19 protein-coding genes are annotated in these 25,923 nt (G+C 58.4%); 10 read left to right on the forward strand and 9 right to left on the reverse strand.

All coding sequences use genetic code 11. From position 1 onward, the window contains the following. Positions 1–12: 12 nt before the first annotated feature. Together C7378_RS06015 and C7378_RS06020 are read left to right on the forward strand one after the other, a co-directional pair. Complete coding sequence (locus tag C7378_RS06015) at positions 13–1,917, forward strand: cbb3-type cytochrome c oxidase subunit II (protein WP_131993392.1); 1,905 nt, start codon at positions 13–15, stop codon at positions 1,915–1,917. A gap of 44 nt (positions 1,918–1,961) precedes the next feature. Next, positions 1,962–2,987, forward strand: coding sequence for an MBL fold metallo-hydrolase (locus C7378_RS06020; RefSeq protein ID WP_165876686.1), 1,026 nt, complete (start codon positions 1,962–1,964; stop codon positions 2,985–2,987). Here C7378_RS06020 and C7378_RS06025 read toward each other — a convergent pair. Together C7378_RS06025 and hrpB are read right to left on the reverse strand one after the other, a co-directional pair. Next, positions 2,929–3,372: a hypothetical protein gene (locus C7378_RS06025; RefSeq protein WP_131993398.1), complete on the reverse strand. Its 444-nt coding sequence runs from the start codon at positions 3,370–3,372 to the stop codon at positions 2,929–2,931. The two genes, C7378_RS06020 and C7378_RS06025, sit on opposite strands and share 59 nt — an antisense overlap. Before the next feature lie 48 nt (positions 3,373–3,420). After that, the gene (gene hrpB / locus C7378_RS06030; protein ID WP_131993401.1) at positions 3,421–5,745 is read right to left on the reverse strand and encodes an ATP-dependent helicase HrpB; all 2,325 of its coding nucleotides are present in this window, start codon (positions 5,743–5,745) and stop codon (positions 3,421–3,423) included. Positions 5,746–5,895: 150 nt separating this feature from the next. Here hrpB and C7378_RS06035 point away from each other — a divergent pair, with 150 nt between their 5' ends. Beyond that, positions 5,896–8,016 carry a glycosyl hydrolase family 18 protein gene (locus tag C7378_RS06035; RefSeq protein ID WP_131993404.1) on the forward strand — a complete coding sequence of 707 codons (2,121 nt, stop codon included), beginning with the start codon at positions 5,896–5,898 and terminating at the stop codon, positions 8,014–8,016. 89 nt (positions 8,017–8,105) lie between these two features. Beyond that, positions 8,106–9,140: an arabinan endo-1,5-alpha-L-arabinosidase gene (locus tag C7378_RS06040; RefSeq protein ID WP_131993407.1), complete on the forward strand. Its 1,035-nt coding sequence runs from the start codon at positions 8,106–8,108 to the stop codon at positions 9,138–9,140. 35 nt (positions 9,141–9,175) lie between these two features. Here C7378_RS06040 and C7378_RS06045 read toward each other — a convergent pair whose 3' ends face one another. The 5 genes from C7378_RS06045 to C7378_RS06065 all read right to left on the reverse strand — a co-directional run bounded on the left by C7378_RS06045 (position 9,176) and on the right by C7378_RS06065 (position 15,904). After that, complete coding sequence (locus C7378_RS06045; RefSeq protein ID WP_131993410.1) at positions 9,176–10,990, reverse strand: amidase; 1,815 nt, start codon at positions 10,988–10,990, stop codon at positions 9,176–9,178. 63 nt (positions 10,991–11,053) lie between these two features. Then, entirely contained in the window at positions 11,054–12,619 is a 1,566-nt protein-coding gene (locus C7378_RS06050) for an amidase (protein ID WP_243648101.1), read from the reverse strand. Positions 12,620–12,650: 31 nt separating this feature from the next. Then, positions 12,651–13,778 (reverse strand): alpha/beta fold hydrolase, encoded by a 1,128-nt coding sequence (locus tag C7378_RS06055; RefSeq protein ID WP_243648102.1) that lies wholly within the window; start codon positions 13,776–13,778, stop codon positions 12,651–12,653. Between the two features lie 43 nt (positions 13,779–13,821). Continuing rightward, complete coding sequence (locus C7378_RS06060; RefSeq protein ID WP_131993416.1) at positions 13,822–14,724, reverse strand: alpha/beta fold hydrolase; 903 nt, start codon at positions 14,722–14,724, stop codon at positions 13,822–13,824. A 19-nt stretch (positions 14,725–14,743) separates the two neighbouring features. Next, entirely contained in the window at positions 14,744–15,904 is a 1,161-nt protein-coding gene (locus tag C7378_RS06065) for an alpha/beta hydrolase family protein (RefSeq protein WP_243648103.1), read from the reverse strand. Between the two features lie 348 nt (positions 15,905–16,252). Here C7378_RS06065 and C7378_RS06070 point away from each other — a divergent pair, with 348 nt between their 5' ends. The 4 genes from C7378_RS06070 to C7378_RS06085 are packed head-to-tail and all read left to right on the forward strand — an operon-like array spanning position 16,253 to position 21,302. After that, complete coding sequence (locus C7378_RS06070; protein WP_131993419.1) at positions 16,253–17,638, forward strand: TolC family protein; 1,386 nt, start codon at positions 16,253–16,255, stop codon at positions 17,636–17,638. Then, positions 17,635–17,919 (forward strand): YtcA family lipoprotein, encoded by a 285-nt coding sequence (locus C7378_RS06075; protein WP_131993422.1) that lies wholly within the window; start codon positions 17,635–17,637, stop codon positions 17,917–17,919. Before C7378_RS06070 ends, C7378_RS06075 begins: the two co-directional genes overlap by 4 nt. Positions 17,920–17,928: 9 nt before the next feature. Beyond that, positions 17,929–19,164 carry an HlyD family efflux transporter periplasmic adaptor subunit gene (locus tag C7378_RS06080; RefSeq protein WP_131993425.1) on the forward strand — a complete coding sequence of 412 codons (1,236 nt, stop codon included), beginning with the start codon at positions 17,929–17,931 and terminating at the stop codon, positions 19,162–19,164. 2 nt (positions 19,165–19,166) lie between these two features. Further along, a complete protein-coding gene (locus C7378_RS06085; RefSeq protein ID WP_131993428.1) occupies positions 19,167–21,302 on the forward strand; it encodes an FUSC family protein in 2,136 nt (711 codons plus the stop codon). On the opposite strand, the gene C7378_RS06090 is transcribed toward C7378_RS06085, so the two are convergent. Next, entirely contained in the window at positions 21,273–22,304 is a 1,032-nt protein-coding gene (locus C7378_RS06090; protein WP_131993431.1) for an LLM class flavin-dependent oxidoreductase, read from the reverse strand. The genes C7378_RS06085 and C7378_RS06090 overlap by 30 nt on opposite strands. Before the next feature lie 101 nt (positions 22,305–22,405). Here C7378_RS06090 and C7378_RS06095 point away from each other — a divergent pair, with 101 nt between their 5' ends. Continuing rightward, positions 22,406–23,884, forward strand: a complete 1,479-nt coding sequence (locus C7378_RS06095) for a hypothetical protein (protein ID WP_131993434.1) — start codon at positions 22,406–22,408, stop codon at positions 23,882–23,884. Positions 23,885–23,903: 19 nt separating this feature from the next. Here the strand turns inward: C7378_RS06095 and C7378_RS06100 are convergent, their stop codons facing one another. Continuing rightward, positions 23,904–24,707 (reverse strand): HugZ family pyridoxamine 5'-phosphate oxidase, encoded by an 804-nt coding sequence (locus C7378_RS06100; protein ID WP_131993437.1) that lies wholly within the window; start codon positions 24,705–24,707, stop codon positions 23,904–23,906. Positions 24,708–24,974: 267 nt separating this feature from the next. Here C7378_RS06100 and C7378_RS06105 point away from each other — a divergent pair, with 267 nt between their 5' ends. Next, entirely contained in the window at positions 24,975–25,883 is a 909-nt protein-coding gene (locus C7378_RS06105; RefSeq protein WP_131993440.1) for a ThuA domain-containing protein, read from the forward strand. Positions 25,884–25,923: the final 40 nt, after the last annotated feature.

Genomic DNA, 25,923 nt, shown 5'->3' on the forward strand with positions numbered 1-25,923 from the left:
ACAGCATCAACGATGCTGCATAAAGGGCGCTTCGATGGGTGGCGAGGGGTCGCCCTCGTTGCGATCACTTATGTCTATTTCCTTATCTTTGCGCAGTTTGGATTTCTCAAGCGGCTGCAGGAACTAGGCCTCGAAGGAACTCATCTCAAAGCAGTGATGGGCGCCATGGCGGCGGGAGGCATTCTTGCCAGCCTGCTGGCTCCGTTTCTACCCTTCTTAAAGAGTTCAGGACGCCGTCTGCAGGCGGCGTTGTTCGGCGCCGGAGCAGCTGCCGCCCTCACGCTCCTGCGCCTCAATTCCGCGAGCTGTATCGCCGTCTCGTTCCTGATCGGCATTTCGCTCGGACTGCTCACCGTGACGCTCGTGGCCAATCTGCCTTTATGGATTGGCGTGAAACAGCCACTGCTCAAGGTTGGTCTGGGTACAGGCATTGGCTACTTTCTCTGCAACTATCCGCCTCTATTTACAGCGACGCCTGCGGCGATTGCGATCACTGCCGCCTCCGCCGCTCTTCTGGGTATCCTCTTCGCGAATCCCGTTGCCGTCACGCCCTCTACGCACAGCAACACGGCTATTCGACAACGCGGCGCACCCGCCTTCGCACTTGTCCTCGTGTGGTTCACAGCGTTGGTCTGGTTTGATTCGGCGGCGTTCTTCATCATTCAAAACTCTCCCGCGCTCAAAGCCGGCACCTGGGAGGGTACCGGCCATCTATGGCGCACGGGAGGCATTCACCTGGCAGCCGCTATAGCCAGTGCAGGACTGCTCAGGTGGCGTGGACTGCCGGCTACACTCTCCATTGCCTTCGCTTCCCTGGCTGGAGCCTGCCTGTTGTTGCTGCACCCCGCGCACGCGGGCGCCGCGGCCTTCCTCTATCCCGCAGGGGTTTCGCTCTATTCAGTGGCTCTGGTCGCTTACCCCTCTTTTCTAATGCCGGGCTTTGCGGACAGAGAGAGAGTACGCAGAGCCGGCTGGATCTACGCTGTTGCGGGATGGATCGGCTCGGCGATGGGCATCGGCATGGCGCAGAACCTGCATCGTGTTCCACCCGCTTTCATAGCGGCAGCCGCAACTCTGTTCTTCCTACCATGGATTTGGTGGGCGGTTCACCACTTTCGGCGAGAGGCCGTTGCTATCGTTGCCGTGGTCGCGATTTCTTTCGGAATCCAGCACGTGCTTTCACCGAAGGACGCGAGCAGGAAACCTGTCAACAGAGTCACAGCTGTGCAGGCTGGCCGTCGGGTTTACATCTCCGAGGGCTGCATCAATTGCCATTCCCAATATGTTCGCCCTCACTCTCCTGACGTCCAGATGTGGGGTCCGGTGGGTGACCTCGAGGCCATTCGGAGAGAAAAGCCCCCGTTGATCGGCAACCGACGCCAGGGGCCAGACCTGAGCGAAGTCGGCAGCCGACGCTCACCGCTGTGGCTGCGTATTCACCTGATGGATCCGAGAGCCGTCAGCTATGAATCGGTGATGCCGAACTATTCCTATCTCTTCAAAAGCGGCCGCGGAGATGCGCTGGTTGCCTATCTGGGCAGTCTCAAGAGCCCGCAAAGCGGGCAGCATTTGCGCGGCGTAATGAATAATTGGCAGCCCTCGGCAGCCTCTATTGCTGGGGCAGATCGCCTCGATGGCAGCAAGCTTTTCAAGGAGCATTGCGCCACCTGTCACGAAGCCGGAGGCGAAGCGCGGACCAGATGGGCGGCGAGCTTTACGCGTCTGCCGCCGAACCTGGCAACCGATCACCTGCTGTACATTCCTACGAATGAAGGCTCTGCTCAACTCCGTGCGCGCATTGCCACGATCATCAAGTTTGGACTGCCTGGAACGAACATGCCCGGGCATGAATACCTGCCGGATGCGCAGATTGAAGCTATTGCAAAATGGGTTGTCGCCATGCGAGGGAAAAGCTAGCCAACCAGCCTGCATTTTCGGCTATATGTAATGAAGGGTACAAAATGACGCAAACTCCGTCTTCTTCTGACCACTTCAGGCGCGGACGATTCTTCAATCCCGGAACGCAGCCGCAGCGCTTCTCCCACTTCATGAAATGGATCATCCGGCGCAAGATCGGCTATTGGCCACCGTACGTAGACTCAGCTCCGGGCCCCCGCCCTGCCGCCAAGGTAGAAGGTGAAGAGTTGGTCGCTACCTTCGTCAACCACTCTACTGTGCTCCTTCAGACCAAGGGAATTAACTTTCTCACGGATCCGGTCTGGTCGAAACGGGTAAGCCCAGTTTCTTTTCTTGGCCCGAGGCGGCATCGCCACCCGGGCATCGTCTTTGAAGACCTTCCTGAGATTCACTGCATACTCATCAGCCATAATCATTACGACCATCTTGATCTACCTACGCTGAAAAAGCTCGCGGCAAGAAACCAGCCTGTAGTCTTTTGCCCTCTCGGCACCAGCAAGCTACTCAGGCAGGCAGGTTTGCGCCACATTCATGAGCTTGACTGGTGGGGCCATCAACCGTGGGAAGGTCTACGCATTCACTGTGTACCCGCTCAGCATTTTTCTGCTCGCACTCCCTTTGATCGAAACAAGGCGCTATGGTGCGGGTGGGTGGTTGAGGATGCAACAGGAAATATCTACTTTGCGGGCGACACTGGTTTCGGGGATCATTTCAGCGCGATCAAAGAGCGATTTGAACCGATGAGGCTTGCGCTGCTTCCCATCGGGGCCTACAAGCCGGAATGGTTCATGGGTCCTATCCACATGACTCCGGAGGAAGCAGTTGCGGCCCATGAAGTCCTGGGCGCATCTACGGCAGTTGCAATCCACTTCGGCACATTTCCTCTGGCGGACGATGGACTGAATGAGCCCTCGGAGCGACTGGACGCCGCTCTCAATCGCAGCATTCCCTCCCGCCCTATTCTGGTCCTGCAGGAGGGGGAAGGGCGCTCCATTCCTGCCCATACAACTCCTACAAGCCTTGGTGAAAAAGAGCTACTGCCAGCAGCAGCAAAACCACTGCAACGTTAACCATAACCCCGTTCATGTCGAACTCAATCGTTCGCCCCTTTCTATAAATGCGGAGCGGAGCGATTCCATTTTCGTCGTGCAGAGTGCCGCCGTACAATCTTCGGAGAGTACGTGCGACTAGAAAAGCGATCATGGGCAGACTCGTGATGACCGTTGCCAGATAGAAGCGCTGGCTCATAAACGCGCCGGTCCACCAGAGAAGCATCAGGGCCAGAACTGCGCCGAGTGCGTGATTGAACACCTGCCACACGACGTGAAACCGCGCATGCCCGGGCCAGCGTGGATTGGTAGCATGCGTTCGGTTCAGGTCAATCAACAGTGACGCAAGACCCTGCGTTCCCGCAAGCCCCGTCAGCATTACTCTTGAAAGCAGGTGTAGCGGCATGAATCTGTCCTTTCTCTTGAACCAATCTACACACGACCGGCGAGTGCCTCACGGACGTTCCGGCCACGAATGCCTCGGGTAACGGCGCATCAACTCTCGCCGCACCTGCGGATAGAGCCGCTCCCAGAACCCTGCCAGATCTGTTGTTGTCTGTACCGGCCGCTGATTGGGAGCGAGCAGGTGGACCACAACAGGTGTTCGATCAGGTCCAATCCGTGGTGTATCCCGCATGCCGAAAAAGTCCTGTAGACGAGAGGCTATCCACGGCGGCTTGCCGCCCTCGTAGTGGACCTTCGTCTGGCGGCCATTCTGCAGGCGGATGCGTACAGGGGCAATTTCATTGAGCCTTCGCGCTCCCTCACGCTGTTCAAGCATGGGCAGAAAGCTGCTTGCGGCATTTCTTAGCTCAGCGAAGCTGCGCAGCCCTGAGCACAACTCGCGGAGTGCCTGGTCGAGATCCGGCGGCTCCGATCCCGCAAAGGCAACGCGCGCCATGAATTCCTGCAGCTCTGCTGCATCCACAAAACGTTCGATGCCAGCTTCGAGCGCCTTCTGTGCCAGCAGTTCAGCTGCCGCATCGGCATCGGGCGCCGCCCCTCGCGTCTCCTGAATCACCAGTTCGTCGTAGCGCAGCGCACTCACCGCTTCTACCCGTTCGGAGGTGCGATTCCAGAGAACGCCGGACTGCTCATGCACATGCTCGGGAAAAAGCTCGATGAGCCACTCCGGCTCAATGCGCGCGGTCATGCGAATGAGCGGCAACGGCTTATCCTTGCGGTCCTCGGCATCGACCGCGATCATGAATTCATACCTCGGAGGCTCACCCGCAATCTCCGCCGACGCGCCTGTGGACAGCAGCACCTGGCTTCCTGAACGGCGACGAGCGACGCGATCCGGAAAGCCTGCAAGCAACGACATGAGCAGTGCGTCATCGTCATGGCGCGCCTGCCGCGGCGGCCGCGCAATTCTGCGAAGTTGCTCAAGATGCTGCCGCGTGCGCGGCTCCGGAGGAAGCTCCATTGCGGCGAGGATGTCGTTCTTTCCCGCATTGGCGCCCGACCCCAGCAGCGCCGCTGCGATACAACCCTGCTCTCCTACGCCGCGCGCGGCGGACTCGACAAGGATGCGCGACACCCGCGGCGGTAACGGGTATCGAGCCAGTCGCTGCGCCATCGCTCCTGTGGCGCCAAGCCGGTCGAGCAATGACTCAGCTCTTTTGACCGCAACCGCAGGCGGGGCATCGAGCCAGTCGATGCATTCTGCATCCTCGACCCTCATAGCTCGCAATGCGAGGTAAAGCTGGGAGAGGTCACTGCGCATGATCTGCGGTGTGTCGTGGTCCGGACGATGCAGGTAGTCCTCGGCCGGATAGAGACGCAGGACGCGACCGGGACCAGTACGACCTGCGCGCCCCGCTCTCTGCGTCGCAGATGCCTTGCTCACCCGCCCGACGTGGAGGGTAGGCAAGCCGGTCCACGGAGAGTAGCTTGCGATGCGTGCGAGACCGCTGTCGATGACTGCCGTTACCCCCTCCACAGTTACAGAACTCTCCGCAACATTAGTGGCCAGGATCAATTTCCTCTGAGAGGCGGGCGCGACGGCGCGATCCTGCTCGATAGCCGGCAAATCGCCGTGCAGCGGCAGCATGAGCAAACCAGACCGACGCGCAGTCGGCTCGCACTCCCGCATGGCGCGACGAATCTCGGCAGCTCCGGGTAGAAAGACCAGAATGTCCCCTGCATGTTTCTCGTCGAGGAGCGACTCCACTGCTTCCCGCACCTGTGCTTCGAGAGTCTTCGACGAGTAAGGGAGATGCTTGATGAATAGCTCGAATAATCTCCCCTCAGACCGCACAACCGGGCAGTCGTCCAAGTATCTCGCTACGGGAGCGGCATCCAGCGTGGCCGACATGACCACGATGAGCAGGTCGGAGCGCTGGCGTTGCAGGCGCTTCAAAAGCGCGAGCGCAAGATCGCTGTCAAGGTGACGCTCATGGAACTCATCAAGCACCACAGCAGAGACGCCCTTCAGCAACGGATCGGAGAGCAGGCGTCGCGTCAACACGCCTTCGGTGACAAATTTCAACCGGGTGCGGGGTCCGGCAACTTCTTCAAAACGAACCTGGTAGCCGACTGTCTCTCCAACCTCTTCACCGCATTCCCAAGCCACTCGCCGCGCGGCAAGGCGCGCCGCGATCCTTCGCGGCTCCAGGACGACCACTTCCCCACTGACGATCTCCATGAGAGCGGGTGGCACGCGAGTCGTTTTGCCCGCGCCAGGTGCGGCTTCAATCACAAGAGCAGGACTACGTCTTAACGAAGCGATAATCTCCGGAAGAATTGTGTCTACAGGAAGCGAGGGTTTGCGGGTCACTGAGTTTCATCGAAACATGGTATTTTGACTCGCGTCAATGGCGCGCCGACCCGGCGATACGAGCTGTTGACCTTACCGCTATGCGGGAGTTGCAGAGGATCGTTCGGCATCGCCACCCATCACCCGTATTATAGGTTCGTGAAGCCAGATATGAGATTTAAGTTCCTCTGCCAGCTCCTCTTCCTCGCCCTCACAATGCAGATTGCGCGCGCGCAGGGCACAGTACCTACGTTCGAGCACTCCGTGGGTCACAGGTCCTACACTCTCGTAGGCAGCGATCCTGCGAAGGGAGCCACGACCACTATCCCCACTGTGCTCGTTCCCATCACGCTTTCTTTCGATGCGAAGAAGCTGGACGGCAAACCATACCAGATGGGTGCTGGTCCAGATGTAGAGAGCGTGCTGCGCTCGCCCGTCTTCTCCAGGTTCGCCTTCACCTCCGGCGGCACAACCCAGTATGCCGACGCGATGCTGCGCACTACCTTTCCCGCCGCCAGCGAATGGCACACGTTGCTTGCCAAACCGGAGGTAAAGCCCGTCACTATCACCATTCCCGTCGGCTATGGTTATGTTCTTACTTCGAGAAAAGATGGCAGCTCTTTCGCCGTCGTTGATGTGAATTATCTGCAGAAAGCTCTCTTCCAGCAGGTACCGAAGCAGGACGGCAAGCTTATCATCGCGATGACCCACAACACCACCTATTACGCGGTCAACGATGCAACGGTCTGCTGCTCATGGGGAGCACATGGTGTCGATTCCTCTACAGGTAACTCATTTGTGCTCGCTTCCTATCTCAAGCATGCACCCGGGATTGTTGAGGATCGCGACGTGCAGCCGCTCACGCAACAACTCGCGGAGTTCATCAACGACCCGCTCCACGATCCCCTTCTGGATCCGGCGCTGCAGAATCGGGGCGTTCACTTTCCAGGGAATGCCTTCCCACGCTGGATGCGTCCTGCCACGATGCGTCCGGGAGACCAAGGGCGCTGCGGAGGTACGGGCGTAGCCTCTACATACTTCCAGCTCGAACCTACGGATACTAATCGCAAGAACAACTTCCCTGCATCGAAAGCCTACCTCGTACAGTCAGACGACGCGACTTATCATCTGCAGAACGTCGCCCTGCTGCCCTGGTACACGGGCAACGGCGATGGGCTCGGAAGCACTTACAGCTTTCCAGACGCAAAGGCGCTGAACGAACCAGCCAGGCCCTGCTCCGCACGCGGCCGACAGACAGACGCCTCTGCGGGCATGCCCACAGCCGCAGCGCTCCCTTTAACCGGTGCGCCTAATGGCCACAAGCTGATTGGCTACTGGACCGGCCACGGAGCCGCCGGCGCGCCTTTTCCGCTCCATGAAATTTCACCGCAATGGGATGTCATCATTGTCGCCTTCGCCTCGCCAGTCAAGAACGCGCCGGAAGGCACTTTGCGCTTCCAGCTACCCGCTGGACTGGACGCTGCACAGTTCAAAGCCGATATTGCGCTGCTGAGGAAACAGGGAAAGAAGGTCATGATCTCACTCGGCGGCGGTGGGGAATATTTCACCCTCGCGCATGCGAGCAGCATCCCGAACTTCACCTCTTCAGTCTCGAGCATTGTGAGCGAGTATGGCTTTGACGGGATCGATATCGACTTTGAAAGCCCATCTCTCACCATCGCCGCCGGTGACACGGACTTCACGCATCCGACCACACCGTCCATCGTCAATCTGATAGCAGGGCTGCGACAGTTGCACGATCATTTTGGGCCAGGTTTCATGATCAGCCTGGTTCCGGAAGGAACGCAGATTCCTTCCGGATACCCAAGCTACGGCGGTCAGTTCGGATCGTACCTGCCGATAACATACGCAATTCGTGACATTCTTTCCTTCATTGATGTGCAGGACTACAACACACCACCACTTGAAGGTCTTGATGGAGAGATTTATCAGGCTGGCTCCGTTGACTACCATGCAGCGATGACGGAGCTTGTACTCCATGGCTTCAATGTTGGCGGCGATCCCAAGCAGTTCTTCCCGCCGGTGCCTGCTGACAAGGTCGCGGTCGGCTTCTTAACCGGAGACGCAACACCTGCAGTCGTCAGCCACGCAATGGATTACATCATCACCGGCAAGGCTCCTGCAGGCGCCAGTTACAAACTGCTCAAGCCGGGCGGCTACCCCGGGATGATAGGAGCCATGTTCTGGACAATCGATGACGACCGGCTTGCTAACTACAAGTTCTCCAACGTGATTGGGCCGCAACTTCATAGCTATCCGACAAACAGGTAGCATAGCGATCAAGCACTTATCGGAATAGTTCCGATAAGTGCTTTCTTGAAGAAATGAAATTATCTCGCATGCGAAGAACAGTTATATCGATGAAGCGGCTCATAACGGCTCTGGCAGTGTTCATAATTGCAGTGTCGTCGGGTATGTGTTTCAGCCAGCAGCCGAAAGCTATCTCCCTCAGCGGTGATTACTGGGGCACCCACGACCCGTCCATGATCAAGGCTGGAGACACCTGGTATGTCTTCGCAACAGGACGAGCCAAAGATGGCGGCCAGTTCCAGGTGCGCTGCTCGAAGGACCTGCATGCCTGGACGCTCTGCGGGCACGTCTTCGAGCAGATTCCGCAATGGATCAGGCAAATCAGCCCCGACACCAAAGACCTGTGGGCACCGGACATATCTCACGAGCACGGGGAATATCGTCTCTACTACGCCTACTCTGTCTTTGGAAAGAATACTTCCGGAATTGCGCTAGCCACGAACAAGACGCTCGATGCACACAGTCCAGACTACAAATGGATAGACCACGGTCTCGTTCTGAAGTCGACGCTGGAGGATGACTACAACGCCATCGATCCAAACTTCATTAAGGACGCGACGGGCCACGAATGGCTGACGTTCGGCAGCTTCTGGAGCGGCATCAAGATGCGGAGACTTGATGCCGCGGGGATGCCCTCAAAACAAGACACTACCCTCTACTCACTCGCCAGGAGGGCCAAGCCCGCCGATGCAGCGCCTGCCCCACCGAATCTACCGCCAGATTGGGAGGCTGTTGAGGCGCCGTTCATCACGCGTCACGGCAAGTACTACTACCTCTTCGTCTCCTGGGATCTCTGCTGCCGCGGAACCAGGAGCACCTATCGCACCATGGTTGGAAGAGCATCGCGAATCACGGGCCCCTACCTCGATAAGAGCGGGAAGCCGATGACGGAAGGTGGTGGATCAGCCTTGCTGACTGCCAATGCAAAATGGCTCGGCCCCGGCGGCGAGTCGATTGCCAATAACCCTCACGGCGGCGACCTGATCGTGTTTCATGCCTATGACGCGCACACTGGGAAGCCTGCCATGCAGATTTCCACCATCTCATGGAAGAACGGATGGCCGGAGGTTGCGCTGGGGCAATGATCACTCTGCCCCGGCGCAGGCTGCGTGCGCCCAGGCTAAAATCCGGGCGGGCGTTGTGAGTCTACAGCGAAGGAGCGTTCCATAGCGAGGCCCGCACGCCCAAGCGTACCCTCGTCAAAGAGTCTTCCAATCAGCGTGACCCCATGCGGAACACGCCGTGGAGGATTGAATTTCGGCAACGGATGGTGCGGGTCGGGAGCCCAGTCACTGCGAGCTTCAGATACTTCAACAAAGCCTGCTCTGAGAGTCAGAGATGGGTGGCCGGTGAAGTTAGTGATCGTGAGCATTTCGTCTCGAAGTGACGGCACCAGCAGCAGATCGACCTGTGAAAGCACCCGCGCCATCTCTACCGCAACTTTCCGCCGAAACCGGTCTGCCTGCACGAAGTCAACTGCCGAAAGGAACCTGGCCTGCCTGAAGATATTGGGCCACGCATCCGGCACCTGCATCTTCAACTCGTCCACACCACCGCTGAGCGTGAGCTCCTCAAAGGCCGCCGCCGCCTCTGAAAAAAGAATCATGTTCAAAGCATCATAGGGCCAATCAGGAATGGAGACCTCAACAGGAACCATACCGATCTTCTTTACAGCTTCGAGTGCAGCGCGATCCACGTCTGTCGCTTCGCGCATCCATGCTGGAAAATAGCCAACGCGAAGCCCTTCCACTGGCGTCTTTGCGTCATAGTCGAGCTTGCTGGGAATGCTGTCTACATCTCCGGTATCAGGCCCCGAGATTGCATTCAAAACCAGCATCGTATCCTCCACCCCGCGCGTCATCGGCCCCAGCTTGTCGAGTGACCAGCAGAGTGTCATTGCGCCCGTTCGCGCAACGCGGCCGTAGGTGGGACGCAGACCGGCAACACCGCAGCGCATGCTCGGGCTTACGATGCTGCCCCCGGTTTCACTGCCAATCGCAAAGCCTACCAGCCCTGCAGCCGTGGCCGCTCCTGGTCCGGCGCTTGAGCCGGAGGAACCCTCCTCGAGCAGCCAGGGGTTCATCGTCTGCCCGCCAAACCACACGTCGTTCAGCGCCAGAGCGCCCATACTGAGCTTGGCAACCAGCACGGCGCCTGCGTCGTGCAGTCGTTGCACTACCACCGCGTTCGCAGATGGAATGCGATTTCTGAAGGGCTCCGCTCCGTAGGTCGTAGCGATACCGGCAGTATCGAGCAGGTCCTTGGCTCCCCAGGGGATTCCATGCAGTGGGCCGCGGTATTTTCCCGCTGCAATCTCGGCATCCGCCTGCTTCGCCTGGGCGAGCGCCAGATCACGTGTGAGCGTGATGACACACCGCAGTTTGGAGTTGTAGCGCCCCAACCGATCAAGGTAGATGCGGGTAAGCCTGTCCGAAGTGAGCTGCCGCTTCTCGATCCACTGCGAGAGCTGCGTTACCGGTGCAAAGGCAATGTCCTCGTCCTTCGCAGGTAACGGCACTGCAGCAAGAGCGCTACGCATGAAGCGTTGCTGCAGGTCGATCTCTTTCTGGCCCGGCAACCGCGGATCCCACCGGGAAGCAGGGGCGAGCGTTTCCTCCAACGCCACTTTTCTGGGCCCTGTCCGTCGCTCATAGAGCGGGGCCATCGCCACACGCCAGCTGCCAGCAGCCTCTGCCCGCTCGGCTTCAGTCAGCTCCACTCGCACCAGCTTCTCCGCCTCTGCAAACGTAGCGGCGGAAACCTCAGGCCCTGCAGCAGGAGAGGTGGCAAATGCTGAAGGTGCACCAGGAGGGGCAGTAGCTGAGGTGGCAGGCAATGCGTTGTCTGTCTTTGCAGTGTCCTTGTGGCAGCCTGTCATGGCGGCCAGGACGCCAAGGGATGTGTTGGTTAGAAACTTCCTGCGCGAATTCTCCATGTACCCTCTATTGGATCGTGATGTTTTGCTGGCTGCAGCTGTGTGTACCTTCAGTGCGCCTGTTTACATAACGGGACCGAAGCCGTCCGGGGGTTTGTGGTGCCCCGTCGCCTGCTCATATGCGTACGCGAACTTGATGAGCATAGGCTCACTGAACTGCTTTCCTAGAAAGGTGAGCCCTGCCGGCAGCGTGCCGTGAGTGAAACCCATAGGCACGGTGATAGCCGGGAAGCCGGTCTGCGGCGAAAGAACCTGGCTGTTATCTCCTGCCGGGCTCTTCATGTCCCCGACCTTTCGCGGTGGATTACTCCATGTCGGATACACGATCGCATCAATATGCTGCTCCTGCATGGCTTTGAGCAGCGCATCGCGAAATGCGATCTTTGGCGGATCATGATAGACGTCGGGACACGGGGCGCGCCGATCATCCGCGCTTTTCGGAGGCTTCACTGCTCCTTCAATCTCGTCCTGAATATAGGGCAAGTAGAGGCCCGAGGCTACGATTTCAGCGAGCGTGTGATAGGTGGCATTCCGTCCATGCTGCGCAAGATAGGTATTAAGATCCGACTGGAAATCACCGCACCACAAACCTTTCGTCAACTTGTCATAGTCCGGAAGACTGAACGGATCTACGATTTCAGCGCCTTGCGCTTTCAAATCGGCAATAGCTTTTTCTGTGAGCGCTTTTATTTCAGGATCGGCAGTAGGTGTATCGATGTATCGCCTGAAAACCGCAATCCGCGCCCCCTTGAGGCCATTCTTATCCAGAAACTTCGTGTAGTCCTTCTGTGCCTTTCCTTCAGAGAGCGCCGTAATAGGATCCTGCGGATCGTATCCGGCAACCACGCTCAACACCGCTGCAGCATCGGCAACTGTTCTCGCCATCGGGCCGCCGACATCGTTTCCACTGAAGAGCGGGATGATGCCTGCTCTGCTCGTGAGCCCGATCGTGGGGCGAATACCCACCAGATCGTTATGCGACGAAGGGCCGCGTATGGAGTTTCCTGTGTCGGTTCCCAAGCCCACTTCACCCAGGCTGGCGGCAACTGCAGCTGCGGTACCTCCGCTGGAACCTGCAGGTACACGATCGAGCGCATACGCATTGCGAGTGATCCCGGCAATGGAACTCTCTGTGACATAAGGGCTGAAGGCCCACTCGGCCATGTTGGACTTGGCTAGGATAATCGCGCCTGCATCGCGTAGCCGTTTGACCATGAAGGCGTCATCGTCAGGGAGGAAGCCCTTCATCGCCAGGGATCCTCCGGTAGTCTGCAGCCCTTTTGTATCGTAGTTATCCTTCACAATCACGACGATGCCCTGCAGTGGACGCAGTGTGTGCGTATGTCGGTACTCAGAGTCAAGCTTGTCCGCGTCGGCCAAAGCTTCAGGGTTCAATGTCACGATTGAGTTCAACTTCGTTGACTGATCATAGGCCTTGATACGTGCGAGATAGGCCTCGACAAGCTCATGGCAGGTGACCTGGCGCGCGCGAATCGCTGCCTGCGTCGAAGCGATGGTCGCCTCTCGCACATCGAAGGTGGCGCGCTGCTTTCCGCATGACAGCAGCCCAATCCCGGAAAGGGCTAAAAGGAAAAACCCAGAAATACCAATAGCAGAACGCTTCTTCATCAATCTTCTTTCCATCGCAATGCGCTTCAAATCACTGGCCGCCGTTGATAAATTGCCCGATCTTCTCGTTCAGAAACTTTTCATCCGCCGGGTTGCTCCCCGCGCCTGCCGTATGCCCCCACAGCGAAGGGATGGGCACCAATGATACCTGCGGAATAAATTGAGCCTCATATTTTGCATCCTCAAGGGGGAAGTACAAGTCCGTTGCCGATGGCATATAGAGCACAGGTACTTTGATCGACCGCAGTGCGCGCTCCACGTTACCGCCAAAACCAGGTGTTGCACCTACGTCGTTCTGTTCCCATGTACGCATCTGCAAAATCAGATCATTCGCATCGGCGCCGGGAATAAAGTCTGTGCGGAAGTGTGTCAGTACCTGCTCAAAAGTGGTGCCCGGCGGTTCATAGGTCTTCCATAGCTCGCGCCGCCACCACTCCTGCGAGAAGAGCCATCCTGTCCACACGACAGAAAAAGCCTCGATTCCTCTCTTCGGCTCCTGAGTGTAGTCCCCGTCTTTGAAAGCAGCATCCGCTGTCAGTGCCGCGATTTGTCCCTCCAGCCTAACGACGCCGTGCGGATAGGTTTTGGCCGTGCCCGATGTGGCCACGATGCGATCGGCAAAATCCGGGTAGCTCACAGCCCACTGGAATGCCTGTTGCGATCCCATCGAAAAGCCAATCACTGCTCTCAGATGGGTAATCTTCAAGTCGTCGACAAGAAGCTGATGGACAGCCTGCACATTATCCCGAATCGTCATGATCGGAAACCGCGGCCCGTGGAATGGTTCTGGCGTATTGCTCGGCGAAGATGACCTTCCATTGCCGAACAGTTCAGTTGTAATCAGAAAATACCGGGATGGATCAAGGGCATGACCGGGTCCTATCAGCCACTCATAGCCGTGCAGGTTGGCCATGTAGTGCGAGGGAAGGAGAATTGCATTATCGCGCGCCGCGTTCAGATGGCCGTACGTGCCAAACACAATACGCGCCTCCGGAAGCACGGCTCCGTGTTCCGTATGGAAGTCTTTAATCACAAACAAGTGCCGTTCAGGTTTCATAGCATCAGGCTTTGTGGCCTGCTGCGCGCGCAGCCCCAAACCCCAAAAGGCAAAACTAACCAAAAGAATTGAAGACATCCACTTCTTGTATCTGGCGGCCATGCTTGAAGGTTCCTCCCTGCTTTCAATCTGCGCTTTGGAATTTTTAAGGAGCGGCAAGGAAGCTGTTCACAACCTTTACGTACTTGTCCGGCTCTTCGTAAGAAGGCAGATGGCCGCTCATTGAGAAGATGACCAGCTGCGCTCCTGGAATTGCCTTGTACATCCTCCACGCAGTCAACGGCGCGACATTCATGTCATAGCGTCCTGTGATCACAAGCGTTGGGAGATTGAATTTTGGAAGGTCAGATGTGAGGTCTATGTCGGCTGTGGCCTTCGAGACAGCTGCACCGATTTTTGGCGTGTATCCCAGATCGCCTATGCCCGCCAGATAGGCGTGCAGACGATCTTCGCTGTAAAAGATCATACGGAAGTGGTTGAGCAATTGCGCCTGGGCTGCCGCGTCAGTATCCCCGAGCTTCTTCTGAATCGCTGCGTCCTGCTCTTCGATATCTGGAAACACATCGGGCAACAGGTGCACGATCTCCTTCCATGCCGGAGGCGCGGAGTCGCTCAGCACCAGCCTGCGAACATGTTCAGGGTGAGCGACTACGTAGGCCATGGAGAGCAGTCCTCCGTATGAGTCGCCGACCAGGTCGACCTTATCGAATCCGAGGTGCGATCTCACCGCATCAAGGTCCGCTACCTGCGCGTCCATTCCCTGCGATGCGTCGGACTTCATGTGCTGCGACTTCCCTGTTCCCCGCTGATCGTAGAAAACAATCTGTCGAGTCCGAGAGAGCCTCGTCCAGACATCGTTCTGCAGCATGTATTTGTGCGACAGGCCAGGACCGCCATTGACAGCTATCACCGGAGTTGCCGAACCGGCAGCACCATACACCTCATAGGCAAGATCTACGTCGGGAGTGTGCACGGTGCCCGTTACGGGAGCGGTCGGCTGCGCGATAGCTGCCCAGGAGAACAACAGCAGGAAGGCAAATCGGATCATGGAGAGTGCCTCGATCGGGTTAATGCTGCGATTCTTGAAGAAGCTCAGCCAGATAAGCGGACCAGATCGCAGGCAGTGTATGCGTCCCGTGACCCCGCGTCTGATCCGTAATTGGCAGCAGTACATACCTGCCCTTGGGCACCCGCTTGATCATCTTCGGCATAATGTCCAGCTCGGGCGGATTGATGAAATCATCCGCGGAGTTGATCGCCATAACTGGAACGGTAATCTTTTCAAGATTGGCTGACGGATCATAATTGCGCGACGAGTTGAATTGATACAGAAAATCATTGGCGTCGAGTCGTGGAAAGTACGCTGCCACTGTCGATTCAAGGTAAGCATCCGCCGCTTCCCGGGTTGGATAGGTCTTCTGCAGATAGACGGGCGCTGACCCCATGATGAGCAGCATGTCGATGGAGGTCTTCAGGCCCAGGGGCTGGGTCTTGTATTCACCATGCATGTATCCGGGATCGTCGGTGATCGCATCCATGGCCATCTTGCGAGTCATGCGATTTCGTCCGGCGATCTGTATCGGCAGACACGCAAGAGGCATAAGCGCATCGGAAAAACCAGGATAATCCTCGCCCCACATCCACGTATGCATGCAGCCCATCGAAGTCCCAGTCACCAGCCGCAGATGGTTGACGTCGAGCCCCTTGGTTACGAGGAGATACTCGCCCAGAACCATATCGTCATAGGTGTACTTGGGAAAGCGTGCATGCATCCCGTCGCTCGGCTTCGAGGACTTGCCATGCCCAATGTCATCCGGCAGGATGATGTAATACTTCGCGGCGTCCAGCAGTCCACCCGGCTTGAATAAGACTCCAGCAAATTTCGGCACTAGGAACTGGGTTCCGGCGCCACCCGTCCCGTGCATGATCAGCACGGCGTTATCTACCTTGCCGCTGCTGTCCCTATGCGGCTTTCCCAGCACGTAGTAGTGGAGGCGAAGCTCCGGCATGACCGAACCATCTTCGAAGTGGAAGTCCTTCGCGATGTAATCACCCTCTCGGGGCGCAGGCCAGTTGGGGATGGTGGGTGACTGCGCCAGACTCAGACAGCATCCCCCCAGGGCCACTGCCAGCGCGCCCATGATGCGGATACTTCGTGCAATACGCGAGAGAATCGTCCCGAAGGTCGTTCGCCGGACCAGCCTGGGGCCTGCGCTTTGAGCTATCATCCCCAAACCCTAACCCAGCCTGTCTCTTCCGTAAAGAAAATCTTTACAGGCGTAGAAGAAGCAGCGCAGCCCACGCCACCAACCTGTTCCCAGCGGCTATCGCGACGATTTGCTCGTTTGGCCGTCCGGACAGAGCACGCTGGAGAATGCTTCCTTTCGATGCTGTAACCAGAGTGTGAAAAAATAAGCATAGCCTCAAGCGTCTTTGTCGCAACCCGCGACGGCGTCAGGGCATACCATCAGGAATTAGCAAGGAGCAGAGGTCGACCGCTTGTGTCAGTGATTCCGCAAAGAGTAAGGGGAGGAATATGGTTAAAAGGTATCCTTGGACTCCTCTGTACAGTTGCCGTGACGTGCTCTGCGCAGAAGGCTCCAGCCACCCCGGATCGTCCCTGGGATAGCTCCGGGCAGCACCTTGCAAAGGATATCGCTCGCAATCCCTCCTCAGAGATCGTTACCGATCCCAGCAAAACATATTCGCTGGGCGAGTTGATCGACCTGGCGGAGGAGCATAACCCGCAAACCCGCTTCGCCTGGGCTGCTGCCAAGCGACGCGCCGCGGAAGTAGGAATAGCCCGCAGTGACATGTATCCCACCCTTGAGGGGCTGGTCGTCGCGGAAAGGTCACGAAACGGGGTCTTGATCAACCAGGGCTTCGTTCTTCAGGATCTCGGGCTCTATCAGGCGACGCTCAAGCTCACCTATACGCTGCTCGACTTTGGAGCACGCCAAAGCTCGATCGATACCGCGAAAGCCAATCTGCTCGCGGCCGATTACGCCTTCAACGACACCCATCTGGCCATCATCTATCGAATTACTCAGGCCTACTATCGTCTGGAAAAGGCTCAGGGCCAGCGTGCTGCGGCGGAAGCCAACCTGCAGAATGCCCAGGGAGTGCAACAGGCTGCGGAGGCTAGATTGAAGCTCGGGCTTGCTACTTTGCCCGACGTGTTGGAAGCCCGCAGCGGCAGCGCACAGGCAGAGTACGATCTGCAGACGGCCATCGGCGCGCAGGACGTGGCGTTTGGCGACCTCGCGACCGCTCTCACGGCCAGCCCGGTCGCGCCCTTCAAAGTGCAGAGCCTCGATGATATCGCCGTGCCGGAAAAGGTGGACGACACCGCTGAAGAAGCCATCGAGCGCGCGTTGGCAGGCCGGCCCGACCTGCTGCAGCGCGTCGCGCAGGTGCGCTCTGCCAATGCTGCGGTACGTCACGCGCGTTCGGCGTTCTATCCATCACTCAGCTTCGACGGGTCAGACAGCTTCCTTCGCGCCTGGGGACAGCAGCCGCCGTTTCCTTCGTCCTATGCCGGCGCGCAGGTGTACGATGCACGACTCAACCTGAATTGGACAATCTTTGACGGGGGAAAGCGAGTAAAGGAACTGGCGCGCGCCAAGGCTGAACAAAAAAGCGCACAGGCGGAGCTGAACGAGACTCGCGATCAGATTGCCGACCAGGTCTGGACAGCTTACTCCGATGCGGAGACTGCGTTCCGCCAGCGCGCCGCCGCTACTTCCCTGCTGCAGGCCTCGAACGAATCGTTCAACGCGGCCATTGAATCGTACAAATACGGCGTACGTAATTTGCTGGACGTCCTTTCCGCGCAGAAGACTCTGGCGCAGGCGCGCTCCGCAGATGTGACCGCGCGTGCGCAGGTACTCACCCGCGTAGCCGAGCTTGCCTTCAGAACAGGAGACCTGTTGCGACAGAGTGGACGAAAGCCTGGACCATGAAACAAGTACGAGCAAGAACTAGCAACCCTTATGCGCTCTCACTGCTGGTCATGCCTTTAGCGGCGCTGACCGGATGTGCCCACTCCCCGACTTTCAGCATTCTCGGGTCTTACTTTCCATCCTGGATCATCTGTATTGTGGCGGCCATCCTGCTGACAGTGGTTAGCCGACTGCTCCTGCGCCGCTACAACCTGGAACGCGAGCTCGGGCCGCTCCCGCTCATTTACTCCTGCCTCGCATGCTTTTTTGCATGTACGATCTGGCTGCTTTTTTTCTACTGAGGAATCATCATGGTTGACGAGGATCGTCGAGAACGTCATCTCTCCCGCCGAGGCTGGATCATCAGCGCAGCCATTGTGCTCGCTGCCAGTCTTTCCGCGCTGGCTGTCGTCATCCGCACTACGAGCTTCCCCCGCACTGACGATGCTGAGGTGTTCGCAAACTTCATTGGCATTGCACCGCTGGTGGAGGGGCCGGTTGTCAAGGTCAACGTCCACGACAACGAGTTTGTGAAGCAGGGTGAACTTCTCTATGAGATCGACGACAGGCCTTATCAATACGCACTGGAGCATGCCCAGGCAGAACAGGCGCAGTTGGAAGGAGCCATTCGAGATGAGGCTCTGAAGATTGCCGGCCAGCGAAGCGGCGTCCTGGCCGCGCAGGCGGGCGCCGTCAGCGCCGAGGCAAACGCACGGCGAGCCGCTGCGGCCATCAATGAGGCTAAGGCGGACGTGAGCCATGCCGAAGCCGTCATCAAGCAATCGCAGGCCGAGTACGACTATGCGAACAACAACCTGCAACGCATCAAGCCACTGCTGGCCAAGCAGTTCGTCACGGTAGATCAGGTGGATGAAGCTGAGTCCGGCGTTGCAGCCAAGGCGGAAGCAGTTCGTCAGGCTCAGGCCCGGCTGACTCTGGCCCAGGCGCATCTTGAATCAGCCATCGCTGCGCAGCAGCAGGCGAATGCGAATATTTCGCAAAGCACCGCGCAGGTGCAGCAGTCGACGAACAACATCAGCATTCTCGATCCCCTGGTCGCGCAGCGCGGCGCACGTGAGGCAGCCGTGAAAAAAGCGCAGTATGACCTGGATAACTGCCGTGTCTATGCGCCCTTCGATGCCCGGGTGACGAATCTGACCATCTCAGAAGGCGCTTATGCTCATGTAGGCCAGCAGCTCTTCACGCTCATCGACACCCGCGTCTGGTGGGCCATCGCAAACTTCCGTGAGACGCAACTGCAGCACGTTCGCCCCGGCATGCACGCAACTGTTTATCTCATGCAGAAGCCTGATGTCCCGTTCGACGGCATCGTCGACAGCGTAGGATACGGCGTCTCGCCCGATCCTGAAGTGGTCGGCTCGCTCACGCCGGGACTGCCCACCGCCCAGCGCACGCTCAACTGGGTTCATCTTGCATCACGATATCCGGTGCGCGTTCGCATCCTGCATCCTTCTACAGAGCTGCTTCGGATCGGCGAGACCGCGATCGTAGTGATGAACGGCCCTCATACACAGGACGGCAAATAGGGATGGCGACGCTCTCGCAGAGCGCGCCCGCAATGCGTTCTGAGCAGCCCGGATGGTTCTGGAAGCTGCTCGAGAGCGAGCTCGCTCCTTATCCCGGCCGGGCGGGAGTGGTGACGCGCATGGTCCTCTCGGCGGTCATTGTGGCCGTGCTCATCATGACCTTTCGCATTCCGGCAGCAGCCCTAAGCGCCTATTACACGCTGCTCATTCCCAGGGATAACCCGCAGGCGGCTCTGCGCGCTTCGATCATCACGATAGTCGCATGCGCCCTTGGAACTGCGGAAGTGCTCATGGGCGCGATGCTCTTTCTCGACTCGCCCTTTACTCACTTCCTCTTCGTGATAGGCAGTCTCTTCATCGCCTTCTTTGTCATTCACGTCGTCAGGATCTACAGCGGCGCCAATGCCTTCGGCTTTGTGGTCACCATCGGCATCGCCACCTGGGACCGCCTGCTGACTCCAAACAGAAATGTCGAAGCTACGCTCTTCACCTTCTGGGCAATCGCGATCGGCTGCGCTGTGACGGTTGCCATCGAATATCTCTTTCACAGCATGCGCGGGGGAGACTACGTATTCCAGGGCATCACCGAGCGATTGCGCGTTGTCGCCACGACGCTGCAGTGCCTGGTTGAGGAGCAGCAGGCCGACCGAAGGACTGAGCGAAAACTAGCTCAGTACGCGATGATCGGAACCGGCCAGCTCCGGCAGATGCTGGCGAGCGGCAATTACCCCCGAATCTTCAGCACACAGCTGGGCGCAGTCATCTCTCTCTCCGGACGCCTGATTGACCTCACTGTCGCAGTTAAGGAGTCGCGCTTCCGTCCCGGCGGAGAGGACCTCGAGCGCGTCCGTCGCCTCATCGCGCAGATCGATGCCATGCGGGCCAGGTTTGCGCGACAGGAGACACCCGAACTGCTGGAACTCACGGAGCACGGAGCGCCTTCACCCACCCTCCCACTGCTTCCAGAGCTGGAGCGCGTCATTTCGCTCATCTCCCAGGCCTTCGCCGGCATACAAAACCCGTCGACGCCGCTCCCCGCACCCGGAGCAGGCAGGAACCGCATCTTTGAAGCGGACGCCTTCTCTAACCCTGAACACATGAAGTTCGCTTTGCGCGGTGTTCTGGCTGCGGCCTTCTGCTACATCGCTTACACAGGTGTTGGCTGGCCCGGGCTCAGCGTCGCCCTGCCCACTTGTGTGCTCACTGCTTTTTCTAACGTAGGCACCTCACGTCAGCGGCAGGTACTGCGTATCTCCGGAGCACTGATCGGTGGCTGCATCTTCGGCTTCGGTTCGCAGATATTCCTGCTGCCCCACATGGACTCCGTGGTCCAGTTCGCCGTGCTCTTTGCCGTGGTCACGTGGGCTGCCGCATGGGTTGCGACCTCGAGCCCGCGCCTCTCTTACGCAGGCTTTCAGATTGCCCTCGCCTACGATCTCGTCAACCTGGGCAGCTTCACCGTCAACACATCTCTCGTAGTGGCTCGCGATCGCGTCATCGGAAACCTGCTCGGCCTGATTGCCATGTGGCTTATTTTTGACCAGCTCTGGTCCACCCCCGCCGGGGAAGAAATGATGAAGCTGTTCATAAAGAACATGCGCCTGATCGCTCACTTCCCCAGACGTGCCGCCGGTTACGATCCGGAAGCAAGCCACGCGCTGCGCGATGAGATCAGCAGCAATTTCAATGCAGTGCGCTCCCTCTCCGACGCCGTTCTCTTTGAGTTTGGAGAGAGCCGTACAAGAGATCTCGTCAACAGGCGCCGGGTACGCACCTGGCAGCCAGAGCTGCGGAGCCTGTTTATTCTTAAGGTCGCGCTCAATCAGCAGCGAATGCGCACCCCCAACCTCGCCCTGCCGCCGCAGCTCGAGCATGTCGAGCAGGAGGCAGGAATCATCCTGGAACATCTGGCCAGCTATCTTGAAACGCCCCCGCAAGCGGCTCTGCCGGTCCTTGAAGAAGTGTCGCCAGTCCTGCTCGCAGAGGAAGCAGTCACCCAGGCCGCGCCGCATGCACCGAGCGTGGCTTCCATCTCCCATTCCCTGATGGTTGTCACCCAGTTCTTTTACGAAGATGTGCGAGCCGAGATTGCCCCTCCCGGCCCGGCACTAAGGGCTGACAACGCTACTGCCGGCTAACGCTGGTGCAGCCGCAGCAATACCTGCCAGCCGCTGATACGATGCAAGCCTGTCTGCATGCTCATAGGTGTCCGTAACCGCGATAATCTCGTTGGCGCCGGTATCCTCCACCAGCCGTTCCAGCCTTTGCCTGACCGTCGCATCCGAGCCGATAATCGCCGCTCCCAGCTTGTTCTGAACCGCATCGCGCTCCCAGTCCTGCCAGAGCGAATCCATGGAATCGACGGGGGGCAGCAACTCAACAGGCTGATTACGGATGAGTTGGAGAAATCGCTGCTGCGGCGTGGTAAACAGCCTCCGCGCCGCGGCATCCGTCTCTGCGGCGATGACCTGCACGGCTATCATCAGATACGGTTTCTGAAGCACCGCCCCAGGCCGGAACTGCTCCCTATAGATCTGCGCCGCTGCATACAGATACTCCGGCGCGAAATGCGCGGCGAAGGCAAACGGCAGCCCCAGTTTGCCTGCAAGGTGAGCGCTGAATCCGCTGGAGCCGAGCAGGGTAATCGGCACATGGCTCCCCTGCCCGGGGATTGCTTTCACCACCTGTCCCGGCTTTTCCGGCCCCAGATAACTCTGCAACTCCGCGAGCAGCGCGGGAAAGTCATCGCCACTCTGCCGCGAGTCTCTTCGCAGGGCGCGCATGGTTTGGAAGTCGCCACCAGGCGCACGTCCCAGTCCCAGATCGATGCGACCTGGATACAGTGCCTCCAGCGTGCCAAACTGTTCGGCCACCACCAGCGGGGCGTGGTTCGGCAGCATGACGCCACCGCTGCCTACACGAATCGTCCGAGTGGCCGCGGCAACGTGCCCTATCAACACCGAGGTGGCCGAGCACGCCAGACCTGCAATTGAATGGTGTTCCGCGAGCCAGAAGCGGCGGTATCCCCACTGCTCCACATGCTGAGCCAGATCGACAGAGCGGGCGATCGCGCTGCCGGCCGTTTCGCCCGTCCGCATCCCCACCAGGTCGAGCACCGAAAGGGCTAATTCCTTATCCATACAGAATTAGATGAACCATTCCGCAAAGAGGTGCGAAACCCGCTTCTCACGGAAGCGATCTGGCGCAGCCTGTGATAATGGTTATGCCCGAGGTGGCATGGATGCCCAAGAGATTGCCAATCCTGTTCGCAGCGCTTTGCCTTCCCTTTCTTCATGCAACCGCAGTGCGCGCCTCTGCCACTGCTCCCCCAGCTGGCATCGCGCTCGCAACATGCCGTGACATCTCCCGAAGCGGAACCTACTATCTGACGAAGGACGTGACCTGCACTACTCCGGAAGGCTTTGCGCTGAACGCAGATAAGATCACGCTGAATCTGAACGGGCACACCATCCGCTATGGATCGGCAAAGTCAAGCGGGGCCATCACCCTCTGCGATCAGTGGTTTCGTGGCGGTCCGGGCTGCACAGGAGGCGGACGACACGCCGCCGCCGTCATCTATGGCGGAAAGATCATTCAGGCGGCCAACGCCGCGCCCTTTTCATCGGCGATCTGGATTGGCCAGGCCAGCGGTATACGCGGGGGAGCCATTCACGATCTGGAGATCACCATCGCCTCTGCCGGCTCCACGGCTATCCAGGGCACTTATGCAGGCGGCGGGTGGTCGATTTACGGGAATACGATCAATGATCGCGTAACGAATATCCAGCATGCAGACCAGAAGGCCCTCTCGGCGCGTTCCCAACTGCAGGGCTATGCTATTCGGCTCGCTGACAACCCTCTGACCGGTAAGGCTGTTCCCAATCAGATCTACAACAACAAGATCAATGGCTCCCCGCAAGGCGGCATCGTTGACTCCAATCCCAACTCCGTCATTCACGACAACGTCATTCATCTCACCAGCAGCTACTCCAATGACTACGGCGTCATCATCATGGCTGCCGGGCAGAATGTCTACAACAACCACGTAGATGGCCGGGGCCGCGGATTCGACATCGAGAACTCAAATGACACGTTGCAGAACAACACCGTCACCGTCCATGAGGAAGCGAACAACTCGGAATATCGCGGCTGTGAACTGGACGGCGCAGACGGCATACGCGTAAAGCAGTACGTCACGAATGCGGATAATCCTCAGCCCAGCAGCGGCAAGCCCATCACGGGACTTATTATCTCCGGCAATATCATCACGGTTGACTCGACCCACTGCCAGGCGCGCGCCCTGAGCTTCACTAACATGACCCGAGGCGTAACCGGCGCCATCACCGGCAACACCTTCACCGCGACAGGCCCTGCTGTACAAGTTGCAGCAGGCTCCAACTACAACGCAGCTCTGGCGTTTGGCGGATACCAGAATCCACACATCGTCTTCACCAAAAACAACTTCGCCTCCACCAATGTGCTGGTGGAGATACGGGATGACGGGGATATGTGGCCCTCCATTGATGGTGTCATCCAGGCCGGCCAGACGTGGACTCCCGCACCTGTCACCGTCTTCGATGGCGAACTGAGCCGCGGAAAGAATACTCCGCCGGAACGCCTGACCATCATGGACACGCTCCCCGCCAGCAGTATCAAGTGCGGCGACTATTCTGCAGCAACGATAACCGTCGGGTCTCACGTGAAGACCTGTGGAAGATAGGCCGGCAGACCGCTAGTGGCTAATGCTCGCCTTTGCCCGCGCGCACCATCTCTACCAGAGCTTTACGCGTTTCCTGCGCCGTAGTCACTTCGCCGGGAAAGTTGATACGGATACCCTTCATGCCGTCGGCCGTCTTCAGCCGCAGAAAAAATCCCAGCCGGTCGACAGAAGTCATCGTCGCTTCAGTCGCTTCCAGCTTGCCGTGGGTATGCGCCAGCTGAATCATGGCATCGACATGATCGGCATTCATATGGGTGAGAATGCCGGGCGCAGCCTCCGCTAGTGGGTCCGGCGAGGCCTGCTTGTAGTCTTCCGCTGCGACCCATCCCATCACCCCAAATCCGCCCACGTAGTAGAGGTCCACGGGCTGCAGCCGAAAGAACCCAAAGTCGCCAAAGTCCACCCATGACTGACTGTTCGGATGCCGCGCCAGGTAGATCTCCCGTGCAGAAGCGAGTTCGCCTTCAGGAACCGGTTCGACAGCCCCGACCAGCGTCGCCCGGGCAACACCCAGGGGATCGCCATCCGTGGCAGACTGGCCGACAAAGAGGCTGGCGCGCGGGTTGGCCTTCAGATTCTGCGTATGCATCGCCATGTTGCTGATGAGGAAGACAGGACGACCCTCCGCATCCAGCGCATAGGGCATAAGCGATCCGAAGGGAAAGCCTTCATGCCTGCGCGACACTGTCGACAGTGTCCCTTGCGTGGCGAGCGAGAGGAGGGTTCGCGCACGCTCGGCGTGGCTCGGTTCTGGCAGTTGAGGCGTCGCCGGCCCCGTATAGGCATGCTGGCGGGGTGCGGCAGATTCAATCTTCGATGGCATAGGCCCTCTCAGACCCCAGACTATCAACAGAAGCGCTTCGCTGCCGGCCAGAGCCGGTCAATCACCCCTGATGTTTAGGAATCTGAAGCCGAGTTGCTTCTCGTGGCTCGCGCCCATACACTGCTATGCGTACAATTTTTCGGATCAGGATTGCTCTGCAGGTGAAATTTCGGTTTCATAAATCGAGCACAGGAAGCTACAGGAGAACCACGCGCCGCGTACCGGCTCGGCTTCTGGCCCTGCGCTCAACAGCAGCACACTTTGTGCATGACACGCTATCAAGGAGATCCCTTGCGCCATCGTCGTAGCTTCCTCTCTCTCTCTCTGTTGCTGCTCGTCGCCGCTCCCTTCACCTCCTTAAGTCACGCGCAGGACGCGACCATGCCTCCGCCGCCGCCCCATGCCAAGCAGATTCACGTGAAGCATGTGCTGGTGATCGGTCAGACCAAGGGTTTCGAGCACGACTCCGTCTCGGCTGCCATGGCCGCGATCTATCAGATGGGTCACGACACGGGCCTCTGGGATACGGAGATGCGCACGGACACAGAGTTGCTCACCAAGAAAGACCTGGGGAGAAATGCAAAGAATCTAAACTATTTCGACGTCCTGGTCTTCGCCAGCACCACCGGCGAACTGGACATGGATGCAAGCCAGAAACAGGACATGATGTCCTTTATCAAAGAAGATGGCAAGGGCTTTGTCGGCATCCACGCAGCGCTCGATACGAATTACACGTGGCCCGAGTATGGCGAAATGATCGGCGGGTGGTTCGACCAGCACCCGTGGATGACGTTTAACGCCCCGATCATCAACGAGGATCCAAACTTTCCCGCCGTTCGTCACTTTCCCAAGGAATTTGTGAAATATGATGAAATCTACCAGCCGAAAGACTGGTCCCGCTCGAAGGTGAATGTCCTGCTGAGCCTCGATGCGTCAAAGCTCAACTATGAAAATAATCCGCGCATCCACAGGACCGATCATGATTTCCCGGTTGCCTGGTCCAAGATGTACGGCAAGGGCCGCGTCTTTTATTCGACCCTCGGTCATACCGAGGAATCCTGGGAAGACCCGGACATTCGCAAGATGTACTTTGAGGCGATCAAGTGGGCTCTGGGCATGACGGAGGGCAGCACAGCTTCTCATCCGCGGCCGGGCGTAGCGGACGCGGCTCACTAAGCCGAATGCAAAACTGGAGCTTGAAAACGAAGGGAATAAT

This window comes from Acidipila rosea (assembly GCF_004339725.1).
GTDB classification, from domain to species: Bacteria; Acidobacteriota; Terriglobia; order Terriglobales; family Acidobacteriaceae; genus Acidipila; species Acidipila rosea.

Excerpts from the sequence above, each read along its gene's own strand:
- C7378_RS06045 (WP_131993410.1), bottom strand. The coding sequence starts at position 10,990 with ATGGAGAATTCGCGCAGGAAGTTTCTAACCAACACATCCCTTGGCGTC.
- C7378_RS06105 (WP_131993440.1), top strand. The coding sequence starts at position 24,975 with ATGACACGCTATCAAGGAGATCCCTTGCGCCATCGTCGTAGCTTCCTC.
- C7378_RS06015 (WP_131993392.1), top strand. The coding sequence starts at position 13 with ATGCTGCATAAAGGGCGCTTCGATGGGTGGCGAGGGGTCGCCCTCGTT.
- C7378_RS06100 (WP_131993437.1), bottom strand. The coding sequence starts at position 24,707 with ATGCCATCGAAGATTGAATCTGCCGCACCCCGCCAGCATGCCTATACG.
- C7378_RS06035 (WP_131993404.1), top strand. The coding sequence starts at position 5,896 with ATGAGATTTAAGTTCCTCTGCCAGCTCCTCTTCCTCGCCCTCACAATG.
- C7378_RS06080 (WP_131993425.1), top strand. The coding sequence starts at position 17,929 with ATGGTTGACGAGGATCGTCGAGAACGTCATCTCTCCCGCCGAGGCTGG.
- C7378_RS06055 (WP_243648102.1), bottom strand. The coding sequence starts at position 13,778 with ATGGCCGCCAGATACAAGAAGTGGATGTCTTCAATTCTTTTGGTTAGT.
- C7378_RS06020 (WP_165876686.1), top strand. The coding sequence starts at position 1,962 with ATGACGCAAACTCCGTCTTCTTCTGACCACTTCAGGCGCGGACGATTC.
- C7378_RS06075 (WP_131993422.1), top strand. The coding sequence starts at position 17,635 with ATGAAACAAGTACGAGCAAGAACTAGCAACCCTTATGCGCTCTCACTG.
- C7378_RS06050 (WP_243648101.1), bottom strand. The coding sequence starts at position 12,619 with ATGAAGAAGCGTTCTGCTATTGGTATTTCTGGGTTTTTCCTTTTAGCC.
- C7378_RS06090 (WP_131993431.1), bottom strand. The coding sequence starts at position 22,304 with ATGGATAAGGAATTAGCCCTTTCGGTGCTCGACCTGGTGGGGATGCGG.
- C7378_RS06025 (WP_131993398.1), bottom strand. The coding sequence starts at position 3,372 with ATGCCGCTACACCTGCTTTCAAGAGTAATGCTGACGGGGCTTGCGGGA.
- C7378_RS06060 (WP_131993416.1), bottom strand. The coding sequence starts at position 14,724 with ATGATCCGATTTGCCTTCCTGCTGTTGTTCTCCTGGGCAGCTATCGCG.
- C7378_RS06040 (WP_131993407.1), top strand. The coding sequence starts at position 8,106 with ATGAAGCGGCTCATAACGGCTCTGGCAGTGTTCATAATTGCAGTGTCG.
- C7378_RS06085 (WP_131993428.1), top strand. The coding sequence starts at position 19,167 with ATGGCGACGCTCTCGCAGAGCGCGCCCGCAATGCGTTCTGAGCAGCCC.
- C7378_RS06065 (WP_243648103.1), bottom strand. The coding sequence starts at position 15,904 with ATGATAGCTCAAAGCGCAGGCCCCAGGCTGGTCCGGCGAACGACCTTC.
- C7378_RS06095 (WP_131993434.1), top strand. The coding sequence starts at position 22,406 with ATGCCCAAGAGATTGCCAATCCTGTTCGCAGCGCTTTGCCTTCCCTTT.